Raw genomic sequence first — 18,185 nt, forward strand, 5'->3', positions numbered from 1 at the left:
CTGCGAGCCGCGGCATGTCCATGCGTACGAAAGAGCGCTTGGTCAACCTCATGATCGATGTGGTGCTGACGGCCACGTGCCTGCTGATGATCCTGCCGCTGGTATTCCTCGTCTCCAATGCCTTTAAGACGCCGCAGGAAATGCTGGCTTGGCCGCCAACTGTCATTCCAGATGATCCGACAGTGGCAAACTTTAAGGCAGTGCTTGGCGACACCCCGCTGCTGCGCTGGATCGGAAACAGCATCCTGTTCTCAGTTCTATCTACCGTCTGCATTCTGGCGACCTCTTCGATTTCCGGCTATATTCTGGGCAAGTTCCGCTACCGCGCGTTCAACGTATTCTTCGCCATTATCCTCGCCACGGCCATTGTGCCGTTCGAGGTCTACATGATCCCGCTCTATTTCCAGGCGAAAGCGCTTGGTGTCCTCAACACCACCTGGGGATTGCTACTGGGCTATCTGGTGATGAGCTTCGGCATCTTCCTCATCCGACAGAATGTCATCCAGTCGATCCCAGACGAGCTGCTCGAAGCTGCCCGGATCGATGGTGCCGGAGAGTTCTGGATCTTCTGGCGTATCGTGCTGCCGCTCCTGCGCGGCGCTCTCGGAGCCCTTGGGGTGCTGGCCTTTTTCCAGGCCTGGACTGCCTTCGCATGGCCTTTGATCGTAGCAACGACCCGGGACAGCTACACGATCGAGGTGGGGCTTGCTCTATTTCAGACCGGCTTCACGGTTGATCTTGGACGGTTGAGCGCGGCCTCCGCATTGGTCCTCATTCCGAGTATCACACTGTTCGTCCTGCTGCGCCGGAACTTCGTTCAGGGCGTGGCGAGCACGGGTTTGAAGGAATGATAAGACCGAGTTTCTCTCTCGCGGATGCACGCACACGGTACAGTCAGGCAAATGCGGCGACCCTACGCTGGATGATTCCGCGCCCACGCCTTGCCGGTGCTTTCCTCAACACCAAGGTCAACAGTCTGAGCCTCTCGGACTATGGAGACGCAGATGGATTACGCGGACCTTCCTACCTCTACGGTTGGATCCAGGGGCGGGGCCTTGAGGCGGTCGCAACACATGCGGAGTTTTTCGAGACGGAGGAGCCCACCCTGGCCGCAGGACTCGATGAGGCAGGTCTCGCTCTGTATCATGCACTCCGGGATCTGCAGCGCCGCGATGGACACGGCTATTTCTGCTACGACCGCGACCTGAACCCTGTCTATCTGAGTTCCGACGGCGTGCTGCACCGGCAGTCTACTGCTGACGGAGTGTTCACCTATTCCGATGCTTTCTTTGCTAAGGGCCTCATCGCCGGGGCAGCACGCTATGCTCCGGCGGACCTTCCGGAGCATCTCACTTACCTAGCTGGGGTGGTCGATGCGATCGAACAGCGGCGGTTCCAGATGGACGAGCGCCGTCACCTCTCGCCCCGCGCGGCTTTAGATGAGCCTGAGGATTTCGGTCCGCGGATGATCCTTCTTGGCGCGGCGGGCCTCCTTCACCGCGTTGGGCGGAGTGAGCACTCAGCATTCGCTGATCGCTTCATCGCCCATATTCTCAAACATTATTTTGACCCGCAGAGCGGTCTTTTACGCAACGTCCCGGGGTCGGATGTCTGCAATGTGGGGCATGGTATCGAGTTCGTAGGCTTCGCACTAGACCATCTGCAGGGCAGCGCCGAACCCGCTTTAGTGAAACAGCTTCAGTCTGTGCTCCACTCCTCCTTCAGTCGCGGCTTCGTTGAACCCGGCCTTTGCCTATCGGTTTCAGCCGCAACAGGCAATTGCTTGAGTCCTTACTTCCCCTGGTGGTCTCTGCCCGAGACAATCCGATCTGCCGCCTTGTGCTTCGCCGCGACGGGTGACGGCGAGGTCCTGCGCATATGGGAGCAAGCCGATCATGCGTTCTTCACACACTACTGGCGGGGTGGCTTGGCCTATCAGACCTTAACCAGGGATGGACCGGTTGATTTCGTCCCGGCGACGCCCGACCTTGATCCTGGCTATCACACGGGATTAAGCCTTCTGGCCGCTATTCATGCGGCCGACTGGGTCTTGACCCAGCCTGACTACCCTAAAGCCACGATGTAGAGTATTGGCTCTTTCGAGTTGCGTCTCGGGAACGACGCCACCTCAGTCCAGCGCCCCCAGATTGAGCGAGTTGACGAAAGTGCCGATGACACAGACTGATTTACTCTCATCAAGCCAGTCGTCCAGGCTTTCGGCAAACAGGTTGGTATGGCCGCGATCCACGCCTTCGACAAAGCGTCTCATCGGCCCCCCCAAACAAGGCTGGGCAATCCTACTACTGCCTGCGCTATCCCGCTGCCTGCATTTTGACATGACCAGGGTCAAACGCGGCCATTGAGCGCGGACGCGTAAATATCAGCTTACCCCGCGACTGCGGGAGTTTGGCACTCGTCTGCGCGCCAGAAGTCGGCCTCCCGGCTGGAAGGCACGCACAGTTGGCAACAAACTGTGGAGCCGTCCGCGTCACGCCAGATGGCTGCCGGCTGATATTCCGGAATGCCACAGCGTCGCTCGTCCTCGCAATGATCAGGATCGGACTGTTGCCCGCCTTCTTGTTGAACCGCGGATCGGCATTGACATCGGCGAAGACCCTGGCACTTAGATCATTTGATCTGTCAACGCTGTACGCCCTTCCCGCCAGCAAGCACTGCCGAGACCAGGCGCTGGCTCGCCAAGGCCTCCTCGCCTGACACGGTGGGCTGGCGTCGACCCTGAATGGCATCCACGAAATCAGCGATGAGGGCTCGATGTGCATCATGAGGGAAATCCATAATGCTTGCTCCGCTCCCCGTCGGACCTTCGGCTTCAACGGTTTCCTCTCGCCCGTCCAGGAAGGACAAGCGCAGCGTTCCTCCTACGAGTGATGCAAAACCCTTCGTGCCAATGACATCGATTCGCTCAGGATGCCCAGGATAGGCTGCCGTTGTTGCCATCAGAGTTCCCGGCGACCCATTGCCCAGTCGCAGGAGTGCCGAGACGTAGTCCTCGGTCTCCATGCGGTGAAGATCGGTCGTCCGCACATCGGCTGCTATGACGCTTGAGACGCCGACCAGCGATCGGAACAAATCGAGAGAGTGGATGGCCTGAGTCAGGAGAACGCCGCCGCCGTCCCGAGCCAGGGTGCCACGTCCGGGTTCATCGTAGTAGCTCTGCGGGCGCCACCACGGCACGGATAGGAAACCCGCCTGAACCGTGCCGATCTCTTCCCTAAGGAGCGCCTGCCGCAGTCTGAGGCTGCCGGGCCTGAACCGCTGCTGGAGGACGACCCCGAATGTGACGCCCGCCGCCTGTGCTGCAGCAACGAGCCGCTCGGCTCGGTCGAGGGTGAGTTCCAGAGGCTTTTCCACCAAAACATGCTTTCCTGCCGCAAAGCAGCGTTCCGACAACTCAAGGTGGCTACTCGGGGGCGTGAGGACCAGGACCGTATTAACGGCCGGGTCCTGGATAGCGGCGTCGAGATCGGTCGTCGTACGAAAGGGAAACTGTTGCTGATAGGACTGAATGCGCTCGGGTGAGCGGCTGGCCGCCCAGTGAACGTCGATCCGATCCGAGAGGTCGAGGAGGCTTTTCGAATGTGGTTGCGATGCGGGCCCGAGGCCGATGATAGCTAAACCGATCTTCTTCATGGATGAGGGAGCCTTCTGTCAGTGGGTCGTCCGGGTCCGTGAAGCCGCTCGGCATTCGTTTAAGCCTTCAGCGCAAGGCGGCATACCGAAAAGACATGGGCTTGCTTCATGGCGGATTTCGAGCGACATCCCACGTCGGCGACGAAGTTCCAGAAATAGGTCAGCGGCTCTTGACTGCAATCGATGTGACGGGTGCCCGTCCGATCCACGACGAGGAGGTGATCTGACCCGGGTCTTCCATCGAGATCAACGTATTTGCGCAGTTCGATGGTGCCGTATGGCCGCAAAAGCTCATTCTGGAGCTTCGTTTCTTGAGGACCTCGCCGCCATTGCAGCCCTGCCCGGGCAGAGGCTAGAGGTTGAGATCTCGCTTCTCGTAAACGGTGCTGATCGAACTGCCATCCCAGACATAGGTCAGGTGCCGCTCCTGGCGGCAGTTCGACAGAACCCGGGGCTTGAAGATGGCTACGCATTCACCATCCGGATTGCGGACGCTGTCATACGCAAGCCCAGAGGAGCCACTGGTCCGGAACTCAATCGCAAGAGCCTGCGACGCAGCGTAGCTGCTCGGGTCATAGACTTCCGCCATAGTGTCTTTCATTCCTCGGATGTCGTGCAGCATCGTATCGAGATCAACGGCATACACCCGCATATCGAGCTCAATCCTGGGCTCACTCGTTGCGCGCAGAAAGGCCTCCCGGTGGTGCGTGGTTTCGGCAATGGAGGTGTCGAGGGTCCGGCCCGCGTAGAACACGCCGAAGCTGCCATCGGTGAAGCGGCTGTCGTAAGGTGGCAGGTGCGTGAACGCCGCCATGATCGGGCTGGTGCCAGGGCCGCTGATCCGGTCTTCCGGAGGGACAAGGTTGAGAGCGCCCACCTCATCCCGCAACCGATCATTGGTCATGCTCTCGATATCGAGCACCGTTTCGAGATCGGCAGGATCAGTGACCCGCTCGAACAGGTTGATCGGCGGAAAACGGCTCGGGATGATCCGGTAGCAGGGGAGCCATCGGACAGCAGACGTTGGGATCACCCTTAGCCTCGCTGGGCATCGATGTAGCGGCGGACGAGATGAAGATCGGCAACATTCCCACCCAGCATCACGTCAAGCGCCGAGCGGCCATTGAAGGGCTGGGCGGTATTCGGCTTCTTTACCCAAGCATCCGCAGCCTGCTCGTTTGGGAGAAGGATCTGGAGGCCGCGATAGATGCCAAAGATGTAGGACAGGCGTTCGAAGGTATCCCGCGACAGAGAGGCCTCATCGGGCCGATCACGCCACTTGTAGAAGGTTGATCGAGGCGGCTGACCAAGAACAACCATCTGCTCGGCCGAGGTCAGCTTCCAGGCATCGGCGATGCGGAAAAAAGTCCGAAGTCCGGGACCAGCCTTGTTAGGGCGTGGTGTGCTTTCGGCTCTTAAGGCAACCATGAGTCTCGTCCATTTGTGGACATTCTGCTCTATAATGCCACAAATGGACAACTTATCAAGGCGAAAGCGGTTCCTGCCAGCTTCACATTATCGTTCCCTACGCATCCCGGCTTGCATCGGAGCCAGCCACGGGATCTCAAGATGAGCCATATTGTCTGCGGCTCCGCTTGATGGGTATACCGTCGCTGTCAGAACCCAGCTAGGGAAAGGAGGAATTCGGTGGCACTCACAACCAAGGTCATCGATGGCGACGTCCTCATGCTTCGGATCATGTTCCCGGGTGGCAGTACCTTGACGATGACAGCCGACAGGAATGGCAAGAGCGTCAGCGTGGCTCCCGATGACAAGGAAATCGCCGAGAGGCTGTCGTCTCTCTTCCATTGGAGCTCCGACCGGGTGGGCGAACCGGGTTATCCGTTCACCAGCCTCAACCAGGTCATCTATGGAATCGAAACGCTGGCTCGGTCCGCGATGAGCGTGGAACAGTTCATTCAGGGGCTGCGGGAGGTGCTGGAGGTGTCTGATAAGCACCTTGCGCCCGAGGTCGACGTGAAACCTCCATCACTCACCGTCGTAGACCTGAGCCCGAGTGGAAACGGGTGGCTTATCGATGCCCGCTTCCAGAGCGGGGAGCATTTCAAACTGGCTATCAACAAGGCCAGCATCGGCTGGGTCGCAGACCCTACGGAACCTACGCGCGATAGAGAGGTCATGAAGTTCCTCTCAGGAGTAAAGGGTGCCCGGGTCTCGTCGGATGAAGACCTTGCGCTGCTCATCATGGAGGTGGCGCATTATTCGTCGGACATCGCCGTATGGCTCCAGGGCCTGCACTCCGCCATCTCTGAGAAGTTGAAGCCCTAGAGGGAAGCCCCCATTTGCCGCATGCCGGGAAGAAGACCGCTCAATCGTCCTAGTCCTCGAACCCGCCGTGCAGGATCTCTCGCTTGCCGGCATGATTGGCCGGGCCGACGATCCCGTCCTGCTCCATGCGCTCCATGAGCGAGGCGGCGCGGTTGTAGCCGATCTGCAGACGGCGCTGGATGTAGCTCGTCGAGGCCTTCCTGTGTCGCAGTACGATGCCGACAGCCTGTTCGTAGGCATCAGCCGACGCAAGCCCGATATCCTCCTCGGCCGCCAGTTCATGAACCTCCATCTCTTCGGGCTCCTCGTCATCGGCCGTGACGGCATCGAGATAGACCGGTTCGCCCTGGCACTTGAGGTAGTTGACCACCTTCTCGACCTCCACGTCTGAGACAAACGGCCCGTGCACGCGCGTGATCCGCCCACCACCCGCCATGTACAGCATGTCGCCCTGGCCTAAGAGCTGCTCGGCGCCCATCTCGCCCAGGATCGTGCGGCTGTCGATCTTCGACGTGACCTGGAACGAGATCCGGGTGGGGAAGTTCGCCTTGATCGTGCCGGTGATCACGTCCACAGACGGCCGCTGCGTGGCCAGGATCACGTGAATGCCGGCAGCCCTGGCCATCTGGGCCAGGCGCTGGATGGCGCCCTCGATCTCCTTGCCGGCCACCATCATCAGGTCGGCCATCTCGTCGACGATCACCACGATGTACGGCAGCGCATCGAGCTCCATCACCTCGTCCTCGTACACCGCCTCGCCGGTCTCCCGGTCGAAGCCGGTCTGCACCGTGCGGGTGATGGTCTCGCCGCGGGCTTTGGCCTCCACCACGCGGGCGTTGAAGCCGTCGATGTTGCGCACGCCCAGCTTGGACATCTTGCGGTAGCGGTCCTCCATCTCGCGCACGGCCCATTTCAGCGCCACCACGGCCTTCTTCGGGTCGGTCACAACAGGGGTGAGCAGGTGCGGGATGCCGTCGTAGACGGAGAGCTCCAGCATCTTGGGGTCGACCATGATCAGCCGGCACTGCTCCGGCGTGAAGCGATACAGCAAGGACAGGATCATGGTGTTGATTGCGACGGACTTGCCCGAGCCGGTGGTGCCGGCCACCAGCAGGTGCGGCATGCGGGCGAGATCGGCGATCACCGGCTCGCCGCCGATGGTCTTGCCGAGGCACAGCGGGAGCTTCTGGGTCGATGCCTTGAAGTCGGCGGCTTCGAGCATCTCGCGCAAATAGACAGTTTCGCGGACCTCGTTCGGCAGCTCGATACCAATGGCATTACGTCCCGGAATCACAGCCACGCGGGCGGAGACCGCACTCATGGAGCGGGCGATATCCTCCGAGAGCGCAATGACGCGGGAGGATTTGACGCCGGGCGCGGGCTCCAGCTCATAGAGCGTGACCACCGGGCCCGGATGGACATGAATAACCTCGCCCTTCACGCCGAAGTCACGAATGACCTTTTCGACCCTACCCGCTCTTTCCTCGAGAATGTCCTCGGTGAGGACGGGCCCGTTGGGTTCCGGCGGCCGTCCGAGCAGCTCAATACCAGGCAGTTCGTAGGCACGGAACTTGGAACGTTCAGGCGTAACAGGCGCAGGAAGGAGCGTGACCTCGTCGCCGGCCAGAGGCGAAACCTCGTCGGGTTTATATGAGGCAGTCTCCGCGTGCTCGACTGCATTGACCTCTGGATCCCACACCTCTTCTGCGACGCAGGACTCGTCCGACTCAAGACCGGTCGCACCTTGGCTCTCAATAACCTCTACGTGCTCTACGTCTGGGTTTTCAGCCGCCGCTTCGACAGGCTCCAAGGGCGCGTCCTGGACGGCCTCGACGCGGTCCAAAGCCTCTTCCTTTACTTCGGTCGGAGCAAGATCCTCCACATGATCAACCGCTTCCGGGGCGACTGCTTCGATGGCTAGTGCAGGAGCGATAGAACCTGGAGCCTCCTGGATCTCGACTTTGCGCAAGCCCGAGACGGGGGCGACAAGCTCGCCATAAAGGCCAAGGTAGCCGAGGTCGAGATCCTCGACAGGCACTTGAGCCGCCTCGGGACCAGCCGTCAGTTCGGCTACAGCAGGGGCCTCGTTCACCTCCACGGCTTCGATGGCCTCGATCGACTCCGCTGCCTCGATGCCTTTCTCAGTTTTCCGTACCGGCGCGCCTTCCGCAATGGCTGCATGCCGTTCCGTCCTGGAGGCCTGCACGTACCTAACATCTTGGAGTTCCGCAGCCGCATTAGGCTCCACTGGCTGCCCCTGATCCTCGTCTGGCAACGAAAGCAGAGGACGCTTCACGGAGACGTCGATGCGGTACAGTGTGGCCTGGAAGGCGGAGGGCATGAACATCGCCATCTGTGGCAGAAGGAGGGAGACCACCGGGGGTTCAGCATGGGGCAGGGGATCCGCGCCAATCGCCTCTGGAACGATTTGAGCGGCCTCTGCCATCCTCGCATCGACTTTCTCGGACATCACTGCCTCGACAGCTGCAACCTCCCGAACGGCGGCCTGCGGCGGAGCCGCCGCGATGGGAGGCGGGTTGGTTGCTCTGGGAGCAAAGGCGCCAAGGGGAGGAACCTCAAGAGCGGCACGTAGCTTTTCGATCCGCTTGTGGATTTCCTCCTTGGGCTTGTTCATCGCCACCTCAGCCAGCCGCCCCGCCTCCATCGGCTCACCGGTGGGCAGGTCAAAGACGTTCGTCTCCTGCGGCTTCCGGATGAGCTTGTCCGGCGTACGCGTGGACCGCACGCCGTGATCAATAGCGAAGGCTCTCCACCAGCCTGGCTCGGTCTGACCCATGGCCAACCACGGCTCCTCCCACTTGGTACTGGGGCTATTGTCAGCATCCTGAAAGAACGAGGCACCTCCTTCATGTTGCTTCTTCTGCAAGCTCTCATCTGTCCGGATCGAAGAGGGTAAATAGTCGTTCGGCATGAAGTGCTTACGCATGGATACAAACAGAGCTCATGAATTCAACGGTTGCGCCGTCTCGGCTGCCCGACACTCTGGACGACCCCAGTAAACACCAGGTTATTGCGTATGGTCAGGAGCACCCCCAGGCGACCCGCTTCCAAAGGTGGAACTTTCCTGCGGAGCATCCGTGAAGATGATGTTTCTGCTCTCTCACGCTTCGAACCTTGCACTCGGTCCGTCTCCTGCCGTTCTGTCGCAGAAGCCGGGGCTTTCGGGTGGAGTTGAACCGCTACGAAGATCCTTGTGGCCCGCGGCCTTCGGGACTGTTGAAGCCTCTCACACCCCACCGTGAGAGGCTTTTTCTTTATCCAAGCTGACGCGACGTGCTGATGGGAGCATCGCTCCAGAACGCCACGTCACCCGGTATGAGCTTTCCAGGTTACGGCAACAAGGCCGTTCTAAATCACTCGTGCATGCTTCGGTTCAAAGCCAGAGCCGCGACAGAATCGATAACAGAGCGCCGCCTGACCATGGCAGCGCTCTGTTATTTGCCTGTTGCAGCTTCAGGTCATTGGGCTGTCTTCTTCATCGGTTCACGAGGCTCTTGAGCGAGAGGCTCTGTCTCTGGAGGAAGGGCGGTTTCTTTTGCTGCCTTCAGGAGGCCTGACGTCTCAAGTGAACGGCTGAGAGCAACAATGACGTCGTCAGCAGCCGACGTGTTGGTTGCTTTGCTAGCTGGCCGGGACTGATCCAGCATATCGAGCACCGCTTCGACCTGCTGGCTGGAGAGCGGCACGTCAGAGGCCGAATGCAGGCCATTCAACGCAATATAGCGCCACTCATACGTGAACTCACTGGTCACCTCGGGTCCAAACCAAGTTGGAACCTGAAAGGCCTCTGCCTGCTGGGAATCAGCAAACTCAACAGTGATAAGATCAAGGCTGCTGGGATAAACAACACGATCAAGCTGTATCCTGTGGCTCAGTCCGCTTTGAGAAGGCAGATGGAGGCGATCATAGGAGATCTGCCCGATGCAGAGGCTAAACAGCGCCTCAGCATGCTCCTGTGGCAGCGGGGCTAATCTTTCTACTACGTCCCCTGCTGGATCCTGTGCTGACAAGACAAAGTGAGCTTGACCAGCTTCCAGGCGGATGAACTGGTCTTTGCCAGGCTGGGACGAGAGATGGCCCTCAACGATCTGACGGTCGACTCCTCGCTCTCTCGCAATGAGGCGAGCGATGCACGGAGAAACAAGGAAGCATCGAGCATTCTTCATCGGAGTACCTGCAAAAAATATGACTATGAAACGCAGGGCACATGGTCTGCTCGAACCTGTTTACAATTGTTTACCATAGCAGTTCAGAGATTGAGATCTGTCGCGCTCCAGTTGCTCAGTCAGCGGCGGTGCGTTCCTCCTCATTCAGTGGGTGGAGGTCGCGGACCATCTGATGGAGGCGGGAGGTGTCCAGATGGGTGTAGATCTGGGTGGTCTCGATACCGGCATGGCCGAGCAGCTCCTGCAGCACCCGCAGGTCGGTGCCGCCGGAATGCATGTGGGTGGCAAAGGCATGGCGCAGCACATGCGGTGACACCCGCTCGGGGCTGGAGAGCTCGGCCGTGACCGCTACCTCCTTGATCTCCAGCAGGGCGGCTTGGCGTGTCAGAGCCTTGGCTCCATTGCGCACCGAGTGGAACAGCCACGGCGAGGGCGCTCCGCCGGAACAGGCGCGAGCCAGCTTTTGCCAAAGGGCGAGGGCCTCGATCGCCCGCTCGTGCAGCGGTACGAGGCGCTGCTTGTCGCCCTTGCCACGCACCAGCAGCATCCGGGTGCCCGCAGGGGCGGCATCGGAGGGCAGCGACAGCGCCTCGCTGATGCGCATGCCGGAGGCATACAGCGTCTCGAACAAGGCAGCGCGCCGGGCATAGCCCGCCTGCCGGTAGAGGCCGACCGAGGGATCGGCCGCCAGCCGATGAGCCGTCTCCAGCAGCGCTTCGGTCTCGGCCACGGACAGGACGAAGGGCAGCTTGCGTGACCGCTTCATGGCCGCCAGATGAGCTGTGGGATCACGGGAGCCGAGTTCCTCGGCGATCAGGAACTTGTGCAGGCCACGCACGACCGTGATGCGGCGGGCGATGGTTGAGCCGGCATAGCCGCACCCGTCGACAGCGGCGATGTAGTCGCGGATCTGCTCCAGTCCGACCTCGTCCAGGCCGAGGCTGTTCTCATCGAGCCAGGCGAGGTAACAGTTGAGAGGTGCTGTCACATTAACCCGAGTATCAGAGGTCGGCGTGTAGACAAGCCGGTATGAGCAAGCCCGTCAGCTACAAACACCATCGCTTTCCGCCCGAGATCATCGCTCATGCGGTCTGGTTGTACTTCCGGTTTCCTCTGAGCCTGCGGCTGATCGAGGAGATGTTGCTTGAGCGCGGCATCGTTGTGTCCTATGAGACGGTGCGCCGCTGAGCCCTGAAGTTCGGGCTCACGTACGCTCGCCGCCTCAGGCGCAAGAGGCCAAACCATCGCGACATCTGGCACTTGGATGAGGTTGTAGTCACGATCTCTGGCCAGAAGCACTGGCTCTGGCGCGCCGTTGATCAGGACGGATACGTACTCGATGAGGTCGTGCAGACGCGCCGCGACACCAAGGCCGCCAAGCGCTTGCTGAAACGTCTGTTGCGCAGGCAGGGCTGCCCTCCACGACAGATGATCACCGACAAGCTCGGATCTTATGCTGCGGCCCGGCGGCAGATCATGCCACAAGTCGAGCACCGCTCGCACAAAGGGCTCAACAACCGGGCAGAGAATTCGCATCTGCCGTTCCGCCGGCGAGAGCGGGCGATGCAGGGCTTTCGATCGTCCAGGCACCTGCAGCGGTTCGTCAGTGTCTTCTCTGCCGTCCGCAATCTCTTCGTTCCACCCGGCTCCCGCCGCTCTGCTCGCGCTACCCACCTTCACCGCCTCAACGCCATGGTGGAATGGAAGTCTGCGGCCAACATTCCTGCTTGAGCCTATCCGGCGACTAAGGTGGCCTTAATGCGCCTGATGCTGTTTAATGTGACAACACCGCCCCCAGACACTGCGCTCCACATTATCGTTCACCTGCAAATACAGTCTTCTGGTCTCGCTTCATGTCAACAGCGGCCCACCGGCGGGGCAGGGATCGCGATCCACAATATGTAACTCGCAGAACACCCTTCATATCACTGGGCAGTTGGAACCAGATTGCGATGAAAAAACCCTGCCCGTTGCGGGGCAGGGTTGAGTTCTTCTCCTCGCCTTCGGGCGCTCACCCGAAAACATGACCAGTAGGGCATGCGGCCGCTGTTGAGTCAAATCGAGCAATGTATTCGCAAGATTTTAGGCATGTATTCACGACAGCGAGGCTGACGCAAAACTGTAAATCTGCGCGGTGTTGTATCTTTGCTATAGTCATTCTTGGCTATAGCCCCATACTCTGCCCGTGTGGCTCATCGCCCATAGGGGATTGCTCATGAAAACCCGTCTTCTTAATTTGCTGGCCGCAACGGCCATCTCAACGGCGGCTGTGTCTGCCGCGTCCGCAGCCGATCTTCCGATGCGTGCGGCTCCTCCGGCGCCAATCATTGCGGCGGCTCCGGTCTTCACCTGGACCGGCTTCTACGTCGGTGGCAACCTCGGTTGGGGCTGGCGTGACGACGACGATGAAGCCGTGATCCTGACCGGCCCCGGCATTCCAACCGGCCTGGTAGGAGGCACGCTGAACTTCGGCAATGGGGACGACGGCAACTTCCTCGGCGGCGGCCAGATCGGCTACAACTACCAGATCGGCTCGTTCGTGATCGGTGTCGAGGCCGACATCCAGGCGATCGCGACCGACGACAACGATGCGGTGTTCATCCCGGGCCCCGGGTTCGCTCCTGGAGCGACGTTTGTGCCCGGCGAGTTCGAGGACTCGGCTGATTGGTTCGGCACGGTGCGCCTGCGTGCCGGTGTCGCCGTCAACCAGTTCCTGATCTACGCCACGGGTGGTCTGGCCTACACCGAGGACAACACCGGCTGGACGGCCGGTGGTGGTGTCGAGTGGGCTCTGCCGGTGAACTGGTTCGGCTCCTCAGCCGTCACCGTTGGTCTGGAAGGTCTGTGGGTCAGCATCGATCAAGACGATGATAACGACGGCCCAATCGGGACCTTTACGCCGGCTGGCGGAGCGCCGGTCAATGTGTTCCTGCCGCAGAACAATGACGAGCAGGACTTCTTCGTGGCGCGCGCCAAGCTGAACTTCAAGTTCGGCACCTACTAAGATCACCGTATCTACAGCAGGTGAAGAGGCTCGGGGCAACCGGGCCTTTTTTGTTGCTTGCAGCGCAAAGACTGATGCGGATTTGAAGGCTGCGCCGTGGGATGATCCTGCTGCGGAGAACGGCTCCGATCAAAAGCAGAGCGTTTCACATGAAGCTTCGTATCTTGAGCCCCGGAGAGTCACCAAGACTCAATACCAGTTCGGTCAGTTCTGTGCCGATGGCGGAGGGCTTAGAGCAGCAATGGATGTGCTCCTGGGCGGTAACGCAACAAGCGCGTTCAACAAGTCTTCACGGCGGGTAGGCTTTTCAAGCCACGGCACCTCTTGCAGTTCGGTTGGAACCCCAAGATGTCGGGCGTATCCCGAGTAAACGATGAACGGAACGCCGCGACTATGAAGCTCGCCTGCGACCTGTGTTGCTGGGCCATCCCTGAGCATGAAATCCAAGATGGCGAGTTCGGGTGTGTTGTCCTTCAGCCATGCTTGTGCTTGCGCAATTGAGGTCAACGTATGCACCGCAAAGCCGACATCCTCAAAATAAGCCTCTAAGGACATGGCGATGAGGGCCTGATCCTCGATGATCACGCAGTAGGGCTGAACAGATGTGTGTGCAATCATGGTGGACATGGGTTCCACTGGTGCGTTGGCCATTCTGACGGCTCCTTGCGCCGGAGGGCAGTCGTAGCGCGATGCCATGGCTGGAGCGCCGAAGTGGCGCTCCAGCCAATCCTATTAGTTGGTTTACGGGAGGATCACGCTGTCGATGACGTGGATTACGCCGTTCGTTGCGGTGATGTCGGTGGCAGTGACCTTGGCGTCGTTGATCATGACCCCGCCGCCCTTGGTGCTCACCATCAACATCTTACCGTTGACCGTCTTGGCTTCTTGCACCTTGCCAACGTCAGCCGCCATCACGCGTCCGGGGACCACGTGATAGGTCAGGATGGCGGTCAGCTTGTCTTTGTTCTCCGGCTTCAGCAGGTCCTCGACCGTTCCGGCAGGCAACTTGGCGAATGCCGCGTCAGTCGGAGCGAAGACGGTGAAAGGCCCTGCACCTTTGAGGGTGCTCACGAGACCGGCTCCACCCAGCGCAGCCGCCAGAGTCTTGAACTGGCCCGCCGCGACGGCTGTATCAACGATGTCCTGTTCAGCTGCGTGGGCAGCGGTTGCCCCGCCAGCCGCCACACCAAGCGTAGCTATTGCGGCGAAAGCCAGATTTGCAATCTCGAATTTCATGGCTCGTGCTCCTATGCGTGGGTTTGGACGGTCCCTTGCGGCAACCGATGAGACCACCACGATGGCTCTCAGGAGTTGAACGTGGATCAAATTGATTTTCTTACAACTCACTATTTCGTGTGGCGAATATTGATTATCGCCCTGGTAAAACATATGGGTATTCAGTTGATCCTGAAGAAAATGGAGTGCGGCCATGCTGTCGGATACCCTCACTGCTGGGCTGGAGCGGTACAGGATCGGTGCCAAAATCCGAACGCTCCGCTTGAAGAAGAAGCTCGGCCTCGTGCAGCTTGGGGAGCACACCGGCCTCTCACCCGCCATGCTCTCGAAGATTGAGCGTGGTCAGCTTTTTCCTACGCTGCCGACGCTGCTGCGCATTGCCATGGTGTTCGGCGTCGGGCTGGAGCACTTCTTTGTTGAGGCATCGGAGCGGCCAACCATTGCAGTTGTCCGGAAGAAGGATCGGCTCCGCCTGCCAGATCAGGCTGGGGACGCTATCCCGTCTTACTTCTTTGAGAGCCTCGACTTTCCGGTCACCGACCGCAAACTTCAGGCATTCTATGCAGAGTTCCCCTCGCGATCAGACGCGTCTGAGGCGCACCAGCACGCTGGAGCGGAACTGATCTATGTGCTCAAGGGACGGCTTGCTGTCGGCATTGCTGGAGATGATGTCGTTCTGGAGAAAGGCGATGCCATGTATTTCGATTCGGGTGCGCCGCACAGCTATCGGGGAGAGGGCACCTCCGAATGCTCAGCAATTGTGGTAACGGTGCCCAAGTAGGTTTATTGGCCGCTCAAATTCGCTGTATCACTGACTCGTCAGATGACGGAGCCTTCCCAAATGAACCGCGCCGAGTTTTCTGGGCCCGAGGTCTGATTGAGGTGAGAACACCTGACGCTCCTGAACGACAGGAAGACTTCAGAAACGGACTCATGCAGACCTTCACCGAACCACGCGCTCCTGCTGAGACAATCCGATCTGTAAGTGCAAGTCCGGGCATGGATGATTGTGGCAGTTCTATGGAATCTCGATTCCAAGATGACCGATGGAGGACTATCATCGGTTCTGCGGATCGTGCGCTTTCGCGATGGCTTGCCCACGGCGGAAGGGCGGGGTCCGAACGGTTCCGTTGCAAACCCTGACATAGGTCGCACGCGAACGGGAACGGGCCTCAGGTTAGGCGGCCGTTCTGAAGAAAGCTGCAATGAAGTCGCGCTGCGTGCCCATGTCATTCGCTGGGGCACGGACAACCTGTCCTTTGCGGATCATCGCCATGGCCTCGTAGCCCGTGACTGTCCGTGAGGCTGTCATGAAGCTCTTGAACCCCAGCCCGGTTCTGACTAACCGCTTGATGCGACGGTGATCCTGCTCGACAATGTTATTCAGAAATTTCACCTGCCGTAGTTTGGCGAAACGCCAGAGCTCTCCGGCACGTTTCATAGCCTTCGTCGCGATTGGATAGGCGGCGTTCTTGTCGACCGTAATGGTTCGCGGATTAACGGTGTGTGGCTGCCCTAACGCCTTGCGGAAGAACCGCCGGGCCGCCACCGCATCCCGTTTGGGCGAGAGCAGGAAATCAACGGTCTGCCCGGAAGCATCGACAGCGCGGTAGAGATAAACCCATTCTCCCTTCACCCGAATGTATGTTTCGTCCACGCGCCAGGAGCCGTTCGTCATGCGGACATGCCGACGGATGCGTTTGTCCAGTTCCGGTGCGTAGGCCTGGATCCAGCGAAACAGGGTATTGTGGTCGACGTGGACACCACGGTCGCAGAGCATGTGCTCGAGGTCGCGATAGCTGATAGGGAACTGCAGGTACCAGCGCACCGCCCACAGAATGATCTCCGCCGTGAATTGCCGACCCTTGAACGGGTTCTTGTTACCTTGCATCACCGCCAACCCCTCTCAGCTTCCTCCTGTCGTAGCTCAGGCCGGGAAAGCTTCAAAGCTGCAACAGAACCCGGCCAGGAGAAGCGGATCGGGATCAGCATCCTGCACCATCGCTTCGACTTCGGGTTTGGCTTCGAGCAGCCGATGCCATCCGATCTTATCGTCGAGGACATCGATGGCATTCCAGCCTGTATCGTTCGCGATGACGAGAGCTCGCAAGGTGTCGCGGAACAGGCGCAGCGCCTTGGTAGTCTCTTGCCTCGTATCGGCGTACTTCTGTTTGCGGCGCATGTTAGCTCGCGCGAAGAGCCGGCCGATCAGCTTGTTGAACATCGTGATCGCTTTGTCGGTCAACCGTTCCCCGAGTGAGATCAGTTGCGCAACGATCGTAGCTCGCCGCCGCTTGGCGTTGAAGTCGGCCACGAGCTACGCTGGTGCGGCGTCACCCTCACGGACGATTTGGGTCCAGCGCTCAGGATGGATCCGCTCACGCCGCTGCGGATCCACGATCATAGAGCGGATGAAGGCGAGACGGTCCATGAGGCCGATCAGATTCTCGGAGCCGGGTGCATCCAGCGCCGTGCGCAGCCAGCTGAACCCGGTCTGCTGGATCGCTGGATCGACCGTTAGAAGGGCATCAAGGCTGTCGAGCTGATCCGCCGACAATCCCTCCAGCATTGCAGCTTCGGCTCGCTGGCGGGCAATGGCGCGGCCAGCGATGCCGATCGTTTCGAGCGCACCGTCCGGCAACAGCAGGGCACCGCGTTCCCGGAACGCATTGACGACGGCGGTTGCGATCGGCAGTCCCTGATCTGTTGCCATGGCCGCATTGATCGCAGCTGTCAGAGCCGCACGCCGATCCTCGCGTGTCGCAGTCCGGACGCCCAGATACTGCGTCAGGCGGCGACTGTGATCGAAACGGGTGTGATAGCGACGGGAGTAGAGGGCAAAGACACCGGGGTCGACCTCCAGTTGCTCGGCCACGTAGGCCACCATGGCGGCGGGTGGGCTCTCGTCGACCCCGAGGATCCGGCCAGGATAGCGCATGAGGCAGAGCTGGACCGCGTAGCCGAGCTGATTGTGGGCCCGCCTTCGGACCTCAGCCTGGAGGCGATCCTGCGGCGACAGAGTGTAGTGCCGGATCAGGCTGGCCTCGTCGTCTGGAATGCCAAGCAGCGCCTGACGCTCCTCAGGGCTCAGAAGCTTCCGGCGTGTCATCCTTCATCCCCCGCGCTTGTTGCCCACCGCTTCCGTGGCCTGGAGCAAAGGTGCGGGATCTTTCTGCTCGGTACAGCCGGCGCTTGATCTGTCCACACATTACGTTCTGAATAGAGTTACCATGATGGTTTAGAGGAACTGTCTGATCTTGGTTGGTCAAACGGGGAGGGGGCGCGTAGCCCGAACAGAGGGGAGTTCCTGGTCCGTTCTAGCTTAGCGTGTGTTTGGAAGCAGTTCTTGTTCCAACCCCTAATATTCAAGCCAATCAGCCTCCGGAAAACTCGGCGCGGTTCACTACCCGACGTTCCGACTTCTGGCGGAGACCGGACTTAAGAACTACAGCTTCGATGCCTGAATTGCGATGATCGGCCCTGCTGGTCTGCCGAAGCTGATTGTTGATCAACTTTCCCTTCAGGCCAAGGCAGCTCTCGAGACCCAGAAAGTGAAAGAGTACTTTGCCACTCAGTGCGTAACAATCATCGGAAGCGATCCTGCGACAGCCGAAAAGTTCTTTCAGGCGGACCTGGAGAAGCACCAGAATCTCGTCACCGCCTCGGGCGCAAAACTAGAGTAGGCAGCCACGCGCTAGAAGCTCCTTGAGCTGCAGTGACAGTCCATCCTCACTGGCGGGCGTTGTCATGTCTGGATGGCGCCCGTTTGGCAATGTGATTGTTGTTGACGTTTCGGCCTAGCGGGGCGGGTGCAGTCA

General features: G+C 59.8%; 18 protein-coding genes and 1 pseudogene. 7 read left to right on the forward strand and 12 right to left on the reverse strand.

Going from position 1 to position 18,185, the window contains the following annotated elements; all coding sequences use genetic code 11:
- The first annotated feature begins 14 nt into the window (after positions 1-14).
- On the forward strand, positions 15-851 hold the full coding sequence (locus IC232_RS25265) for a carbohydrate ABC transporter permease (protein ID WP_409564969.1): 837 nt from the start codon (positions 15-17) through the stop codon (positions 849-851).
- A 71-nt stretch (positions 852-922) separates the two neighbouring features.
- Positions 923-2,086, forward strand: coding sequence for a hypothetical protein (locus IC232_RS25270; protein WP_246812400.1), 1,164 nt, complete (start codon positions 923-925; stop codon positions 2,084-2,086).
- A gap of 42 nt (positions 2,087-2,128) precedes the next feature.
- Here IC232_RS25270 and IC232_RS25275 read toward each other — a convergent pair whose 3' ends face one another.
- The 4 genes from IC232_RS25275 to IC232_RS25290 all read right to left on the reverse strand — a co-directional run bounded on the left by IC232_RS25275 (position 2,129) and on the right by IC232_RS25290 (position 5,079).
- Positions 2,129-2,269, reverse strand: coding sequence for a hypothetical protein (locus IC232_RS25275; RefSeq protein WP_190847723.1), 141 nt, complete (start codon positions 2,267-2,269; stop codon positions 2,129-2,131).
- A 371-nt stretch (positions 2,270-2,640) separates the two neighbouring features.
- Positions 2,641-3,651 carry a Gfo/Idh/MocA family protein gene (locus IC232_RS25280; RefSeq protein ID WP_190847724.1) on the reverse strand — a complete coding sequence of 337 codons (1,011 nt, stop codon included), beginning with the start codon at positions 3,649-3,651 and terminating at the stop codon, positions 2,641-2,643.
- Positions 3,652-4,003: 352 nt separating this feature from the next.
- Entirely contained in the window at positions 4,004-4,684 is a 681-nt protein-coding gene (locus tag IC232_RS25285) for an RES family NAD+ phosphorylase (RefSeq protein WP_190847725.1), read from the reverse strand.
- A gap of 2 nt (positions 4,685-4,686) precedes the next feature.
- Complete coding sequence (locus tag IC232_RS25290; protein ID WP_190847726.1) at positions 4,687-5,079, reverse strand: MbcA/ParS/Xre antitoxin family protein; 393 nt, start codon at positions 5,077-5,079, stop codon at positions 4,687-4,689.
- Between the two features lie 219 nt (positions 5,080-5,298).
- Between IC232_RS25290 and IC232_RS25295 the strand changes: the two genes are divergently transcribed.
- On the forward strand, positions 5,299-5,940 hold the full coding sequence (locus IC232_RS25295; protein WP_190847727.1) for a hypothetical protein: 642 nt from the start codon (positions 5,299-5,301) through the stop codon (positions 5,938-5,940).
- A 49-nt stretch (positions 5,941-5,989) separates the two neighbouring features.
- Here the strand turns inward: IC232_RS25295 and IC232_RS32585 are convergent, their stop codons facing one another.
- The 3 genes from IC232_RS32585 to IC232_RS25310 form a co-directional block, all read right to left on the reverse strand.
- A complete protein-coding gene (locus IC232_RS32585; protein WP_246812401.1) occupies positions 5,990-8,737 on the reverse strand; it encodes a DNA translocase FtsK in 2,748 nt (915 codons plus the stop codon).
- Between the two features lie 682 nt (positions 8,738-9,419).
- Positions 9,420-10,127, reverse strand: a complete 708-nt coding sequence (locus IC232_RS25305; protein WP_190847728.1) for a hypothetical protein — start codon at positions 10,125-10,127, stop codon at positions 9,420-9,422.
- 115 nt (positions 10,128-10,242) lie between these two features.
- Positions 10,243-11,115 (reverse strand): tyrosine-type recombinase/integrase, encoded by an 873-nt coding sequence (locus IC232_RS25310; RefSeq protein ID WP_312895233.1) that lies wholly within the window; start codon positions 11,113-11,115, stop codon positions 10,243-10,245.
- A 41-nt stretch (positions 11,116-11,156) separates the two neighbouring features.
- Between IC232_RS25310 and IC232_RS25315 the strand changes: the two are divergent.
- Both IC232_RS25315 and IC232_RS25320 read left to right on the forward strand, forming a co-directional pair.
- Positions 11,157-11,858 (forward strand): annotated as a pseudogene (locus IC232_RS25315) (IS6 family transposase).
- A gap of 484 nt (positions 11,859-12,342) precedes the next feature.
- On the forward strand, positions 12,343-13,131 hold the full coding sequence (locus IC232_RS25320) for an outer membrane protein (protein WP_190847729.1): 789 nt from the start codon (positions 12,343-12,345) through the stop codon (positions 13,129-13,131).
- Positions 13,132-13,335: 204 nt separating this feature from the next.
- Here IC232_RS25320 and IC232_RS25325 read toward each other — a convergent pair whose 3' ends face one another.
- Together IC232_RS25325 and IC232_RS25330 are read right to left on the reverse strand one after the other, a co-directional pair.
- Complete coding sequence (locus IC232_RS25325) at positions 13,336-13,782, reverse strand: response regulator (RefSeq protein ID WP_190847730.1); 447 nt, start codon at positions 13,780-13,782, stop codon at positions 13,336-13,338.
- A gap of 90 nt (positions 13,783-13,872) precedes the next feature.
- The gene (locus IC232_RS25330; protein ID WP_190847741.1) at positions 13,873-14,367 is read right to left on the reverse strand and encodes a fasciclin domain-containing protein; all 495 of its coding nucleotides are present in this window, start codon (positions 14,365-14,367) and stop codon (positions 13,873-13,875) included.
- Between the two features lie 193 nt (positions 14,368-14,560).
- Here IC232_RS25330 and IC232_RS25335 point away from each other — a divergent pair, with 193 nt between their 5' ends.
- Entirely contained in the window at positions 14,561-15,148 is a 588-nt protein-coding gene (locus tag IC232_RS25335) for a helix-turn-helix domain-containing protein (protein ID WP_190847731.1), read from the forward strand.
- 396 nt (positions 15,149-15,544) lie between these two features.
- Here the strand turns inward: IC232_RS25335 and IC232_RS25340 are convergent, their stop codons facing one another.
- From IC232_RS25340 to IC232_RS25350, 3 genes are read right to left on the reverse strand one after another with little or no spacing between them, the layout of a single operon-like run.
- Positions 15,545-16,258: an IS6 family transposase gene (locus IC232_RS25340; protein WP_210335503.1), complete on the reverse strand. Its 714-nt coding sequence runs from the start codon at positions 16,256-16,258 to the stop codon at positions 15,545-15,547.
- Between the two features lie 36 nt (positions 16,259-16,294).
- Complete coding sequence (locus tag IC232_RS25345) at positions 16,295-16,681, reverse strand: hypothetical protein (RefSeq protein ID WP_190847733.1); 387 nt, start codon at positions 16,679-16,681, stop codon at positions 16,295-16,297.
- Positions 16,682-16,684: 3 nt separating this feature from the next.
- Positions 16,685-17,476 carry a DUF4158 domain-containing protein gene (locus IC232_RS25350; RefSeq protein ID WP_190847734.1) on the reverse strand — a complete coding sequence of 264 codons (792 nt, stop codon included), beginning with the start codon at positions 17,474-17,476 and terminating at the stop codon, positions 16,685-16,687.
- 361 nt (positions 17,477-17,837) lie between these two features.
- Between IC232_RS25350 and IC232_RS25355 the strand changes: the two genes are divergently transcribed.
- Positions 17,838-18,050 (forward strand): tripartite tricarboxylate transporter substrate-binding protein, encoded by a 213-nt coding sequence (locus tag IC232_RS25355; protein WP_190847735.1) that lies wholly within the window; start codon positions 17,838-17,840, stop codon positions 18,048-18,050.
- The last annotated feature ends 135 nt before the right edge of the window (positions 18,051-18,185 follow it).

Origin of the sequence: Microvirga sp., from assembly GCF_014699075.1 — a bacterium.
GTDB lineage: Bacteria > Pseudomonadota > Alphaproteobacteria > Rhizobiales > Beijerinckiaceae > Microvirga.

Excerpts from the sequence above, each read along its gene's own strand:
- IC232_RS32585 (WP_246812401.1), bottom strand. The coding sequence starts at position 8,737 with ATGGGTCAGACCGAGCCAGGCTGGTGGAGAGCCTTCGCTATTGATCAC.
- IC232_RS25330 (WP_190847741.1), bottom strand. The coding sequence starts at position 14,367 with ATGAAATTCGAGATTGCAAATCTGGCTTTCGCCGCAATAGCTACGCTT.
- IC232_RS25270 (WP_246812400.1), top strand. The coding sequence starts at position 923 with ATGATTCCGCGCCCACGCCTTGCCGGTGCTTTCCTCAACACCAAGGTC.
- IC232_RS25335 (WP_190847731.1), top strand. The coding sequence starts at position 14,561 with ATGCTGTCGGATACCCTCACTGCTGGGCTGGAGCGGTACAGGATCGGT.
- IC232_RS25290 (WP_190847726.1), bottom strand. The coding sequence starts at position 5,079 with ATGGTTGCCTTAAGAGCCGAAAGCACACCACGCCCTAACAAGGCTGGT.
- IC232_RS25350 (WP_190847734.1), bottom strand. The coding sequence starts at position 17,476 with ATGACACGCCGGAAGCTTCTGAGCCCTGAGGAGCGTCAGGCGCTGCTT.
- IC232_RS25265 (WP_409564969.1), top strand. The coding sequence starts at position 15 with ATGTCCATGCGTACGAAAGAGCGCTTGGTCAACCTCATGATCGATGTG.
- IC232_RS25280 (WP_190847724.1), bottom strand. The coding sequence starts at position 3,651 with ATGAAGAAGATCGGTTTAGCTATCATCGGCCTCGGGCCCGCATCGCAA.
- IC232_RS25305 (WP_190847728.1), bottom strand. The coding sequence starts at position 10,127 with ATGAAGAATGCTCGATGCTTCCTTGTTTCTCCGTGCATCGCTCGCCTC.
- IC232_RS25275 (WP_190847723.1), bottom strand. The coding sequence starts at position 2,269 with ATGAGACGCTTTGTCGAAGGCGTGGATCGCGGCCATACCAACCTGTTT.
- IC232_RS25340 (WP_210335503.1), bottom strand. The coding sequence starts at position 16,258 with ATGCAAGGTAACAAGAACCCGTTCAAGGGTCGGCAATTCACGGCGGAG.
- IC232_RS25320 (WP_190847729.1), top strand. The coding sequence starts at position 12,343 with ATGAAAACCCGTCTTCTTAATTTGCTGGCCGCAACGGCCATCTCAACG.
- IC232_RS25355 (WP_190847735.1), top strand. The coding sequence starts at position 17,838 with ATGATCGGCCCTGCTGGTCTGCCGAAGCTGATTGTTGATCAACTTTCC.
- IC232_RS25325 (WP_190847730.1), bottom strand. The coding sequence starts at position 13,782 with ATGGCCAACGCACCAGTGGAACCCATGTCCACCATGATTGCACACACA.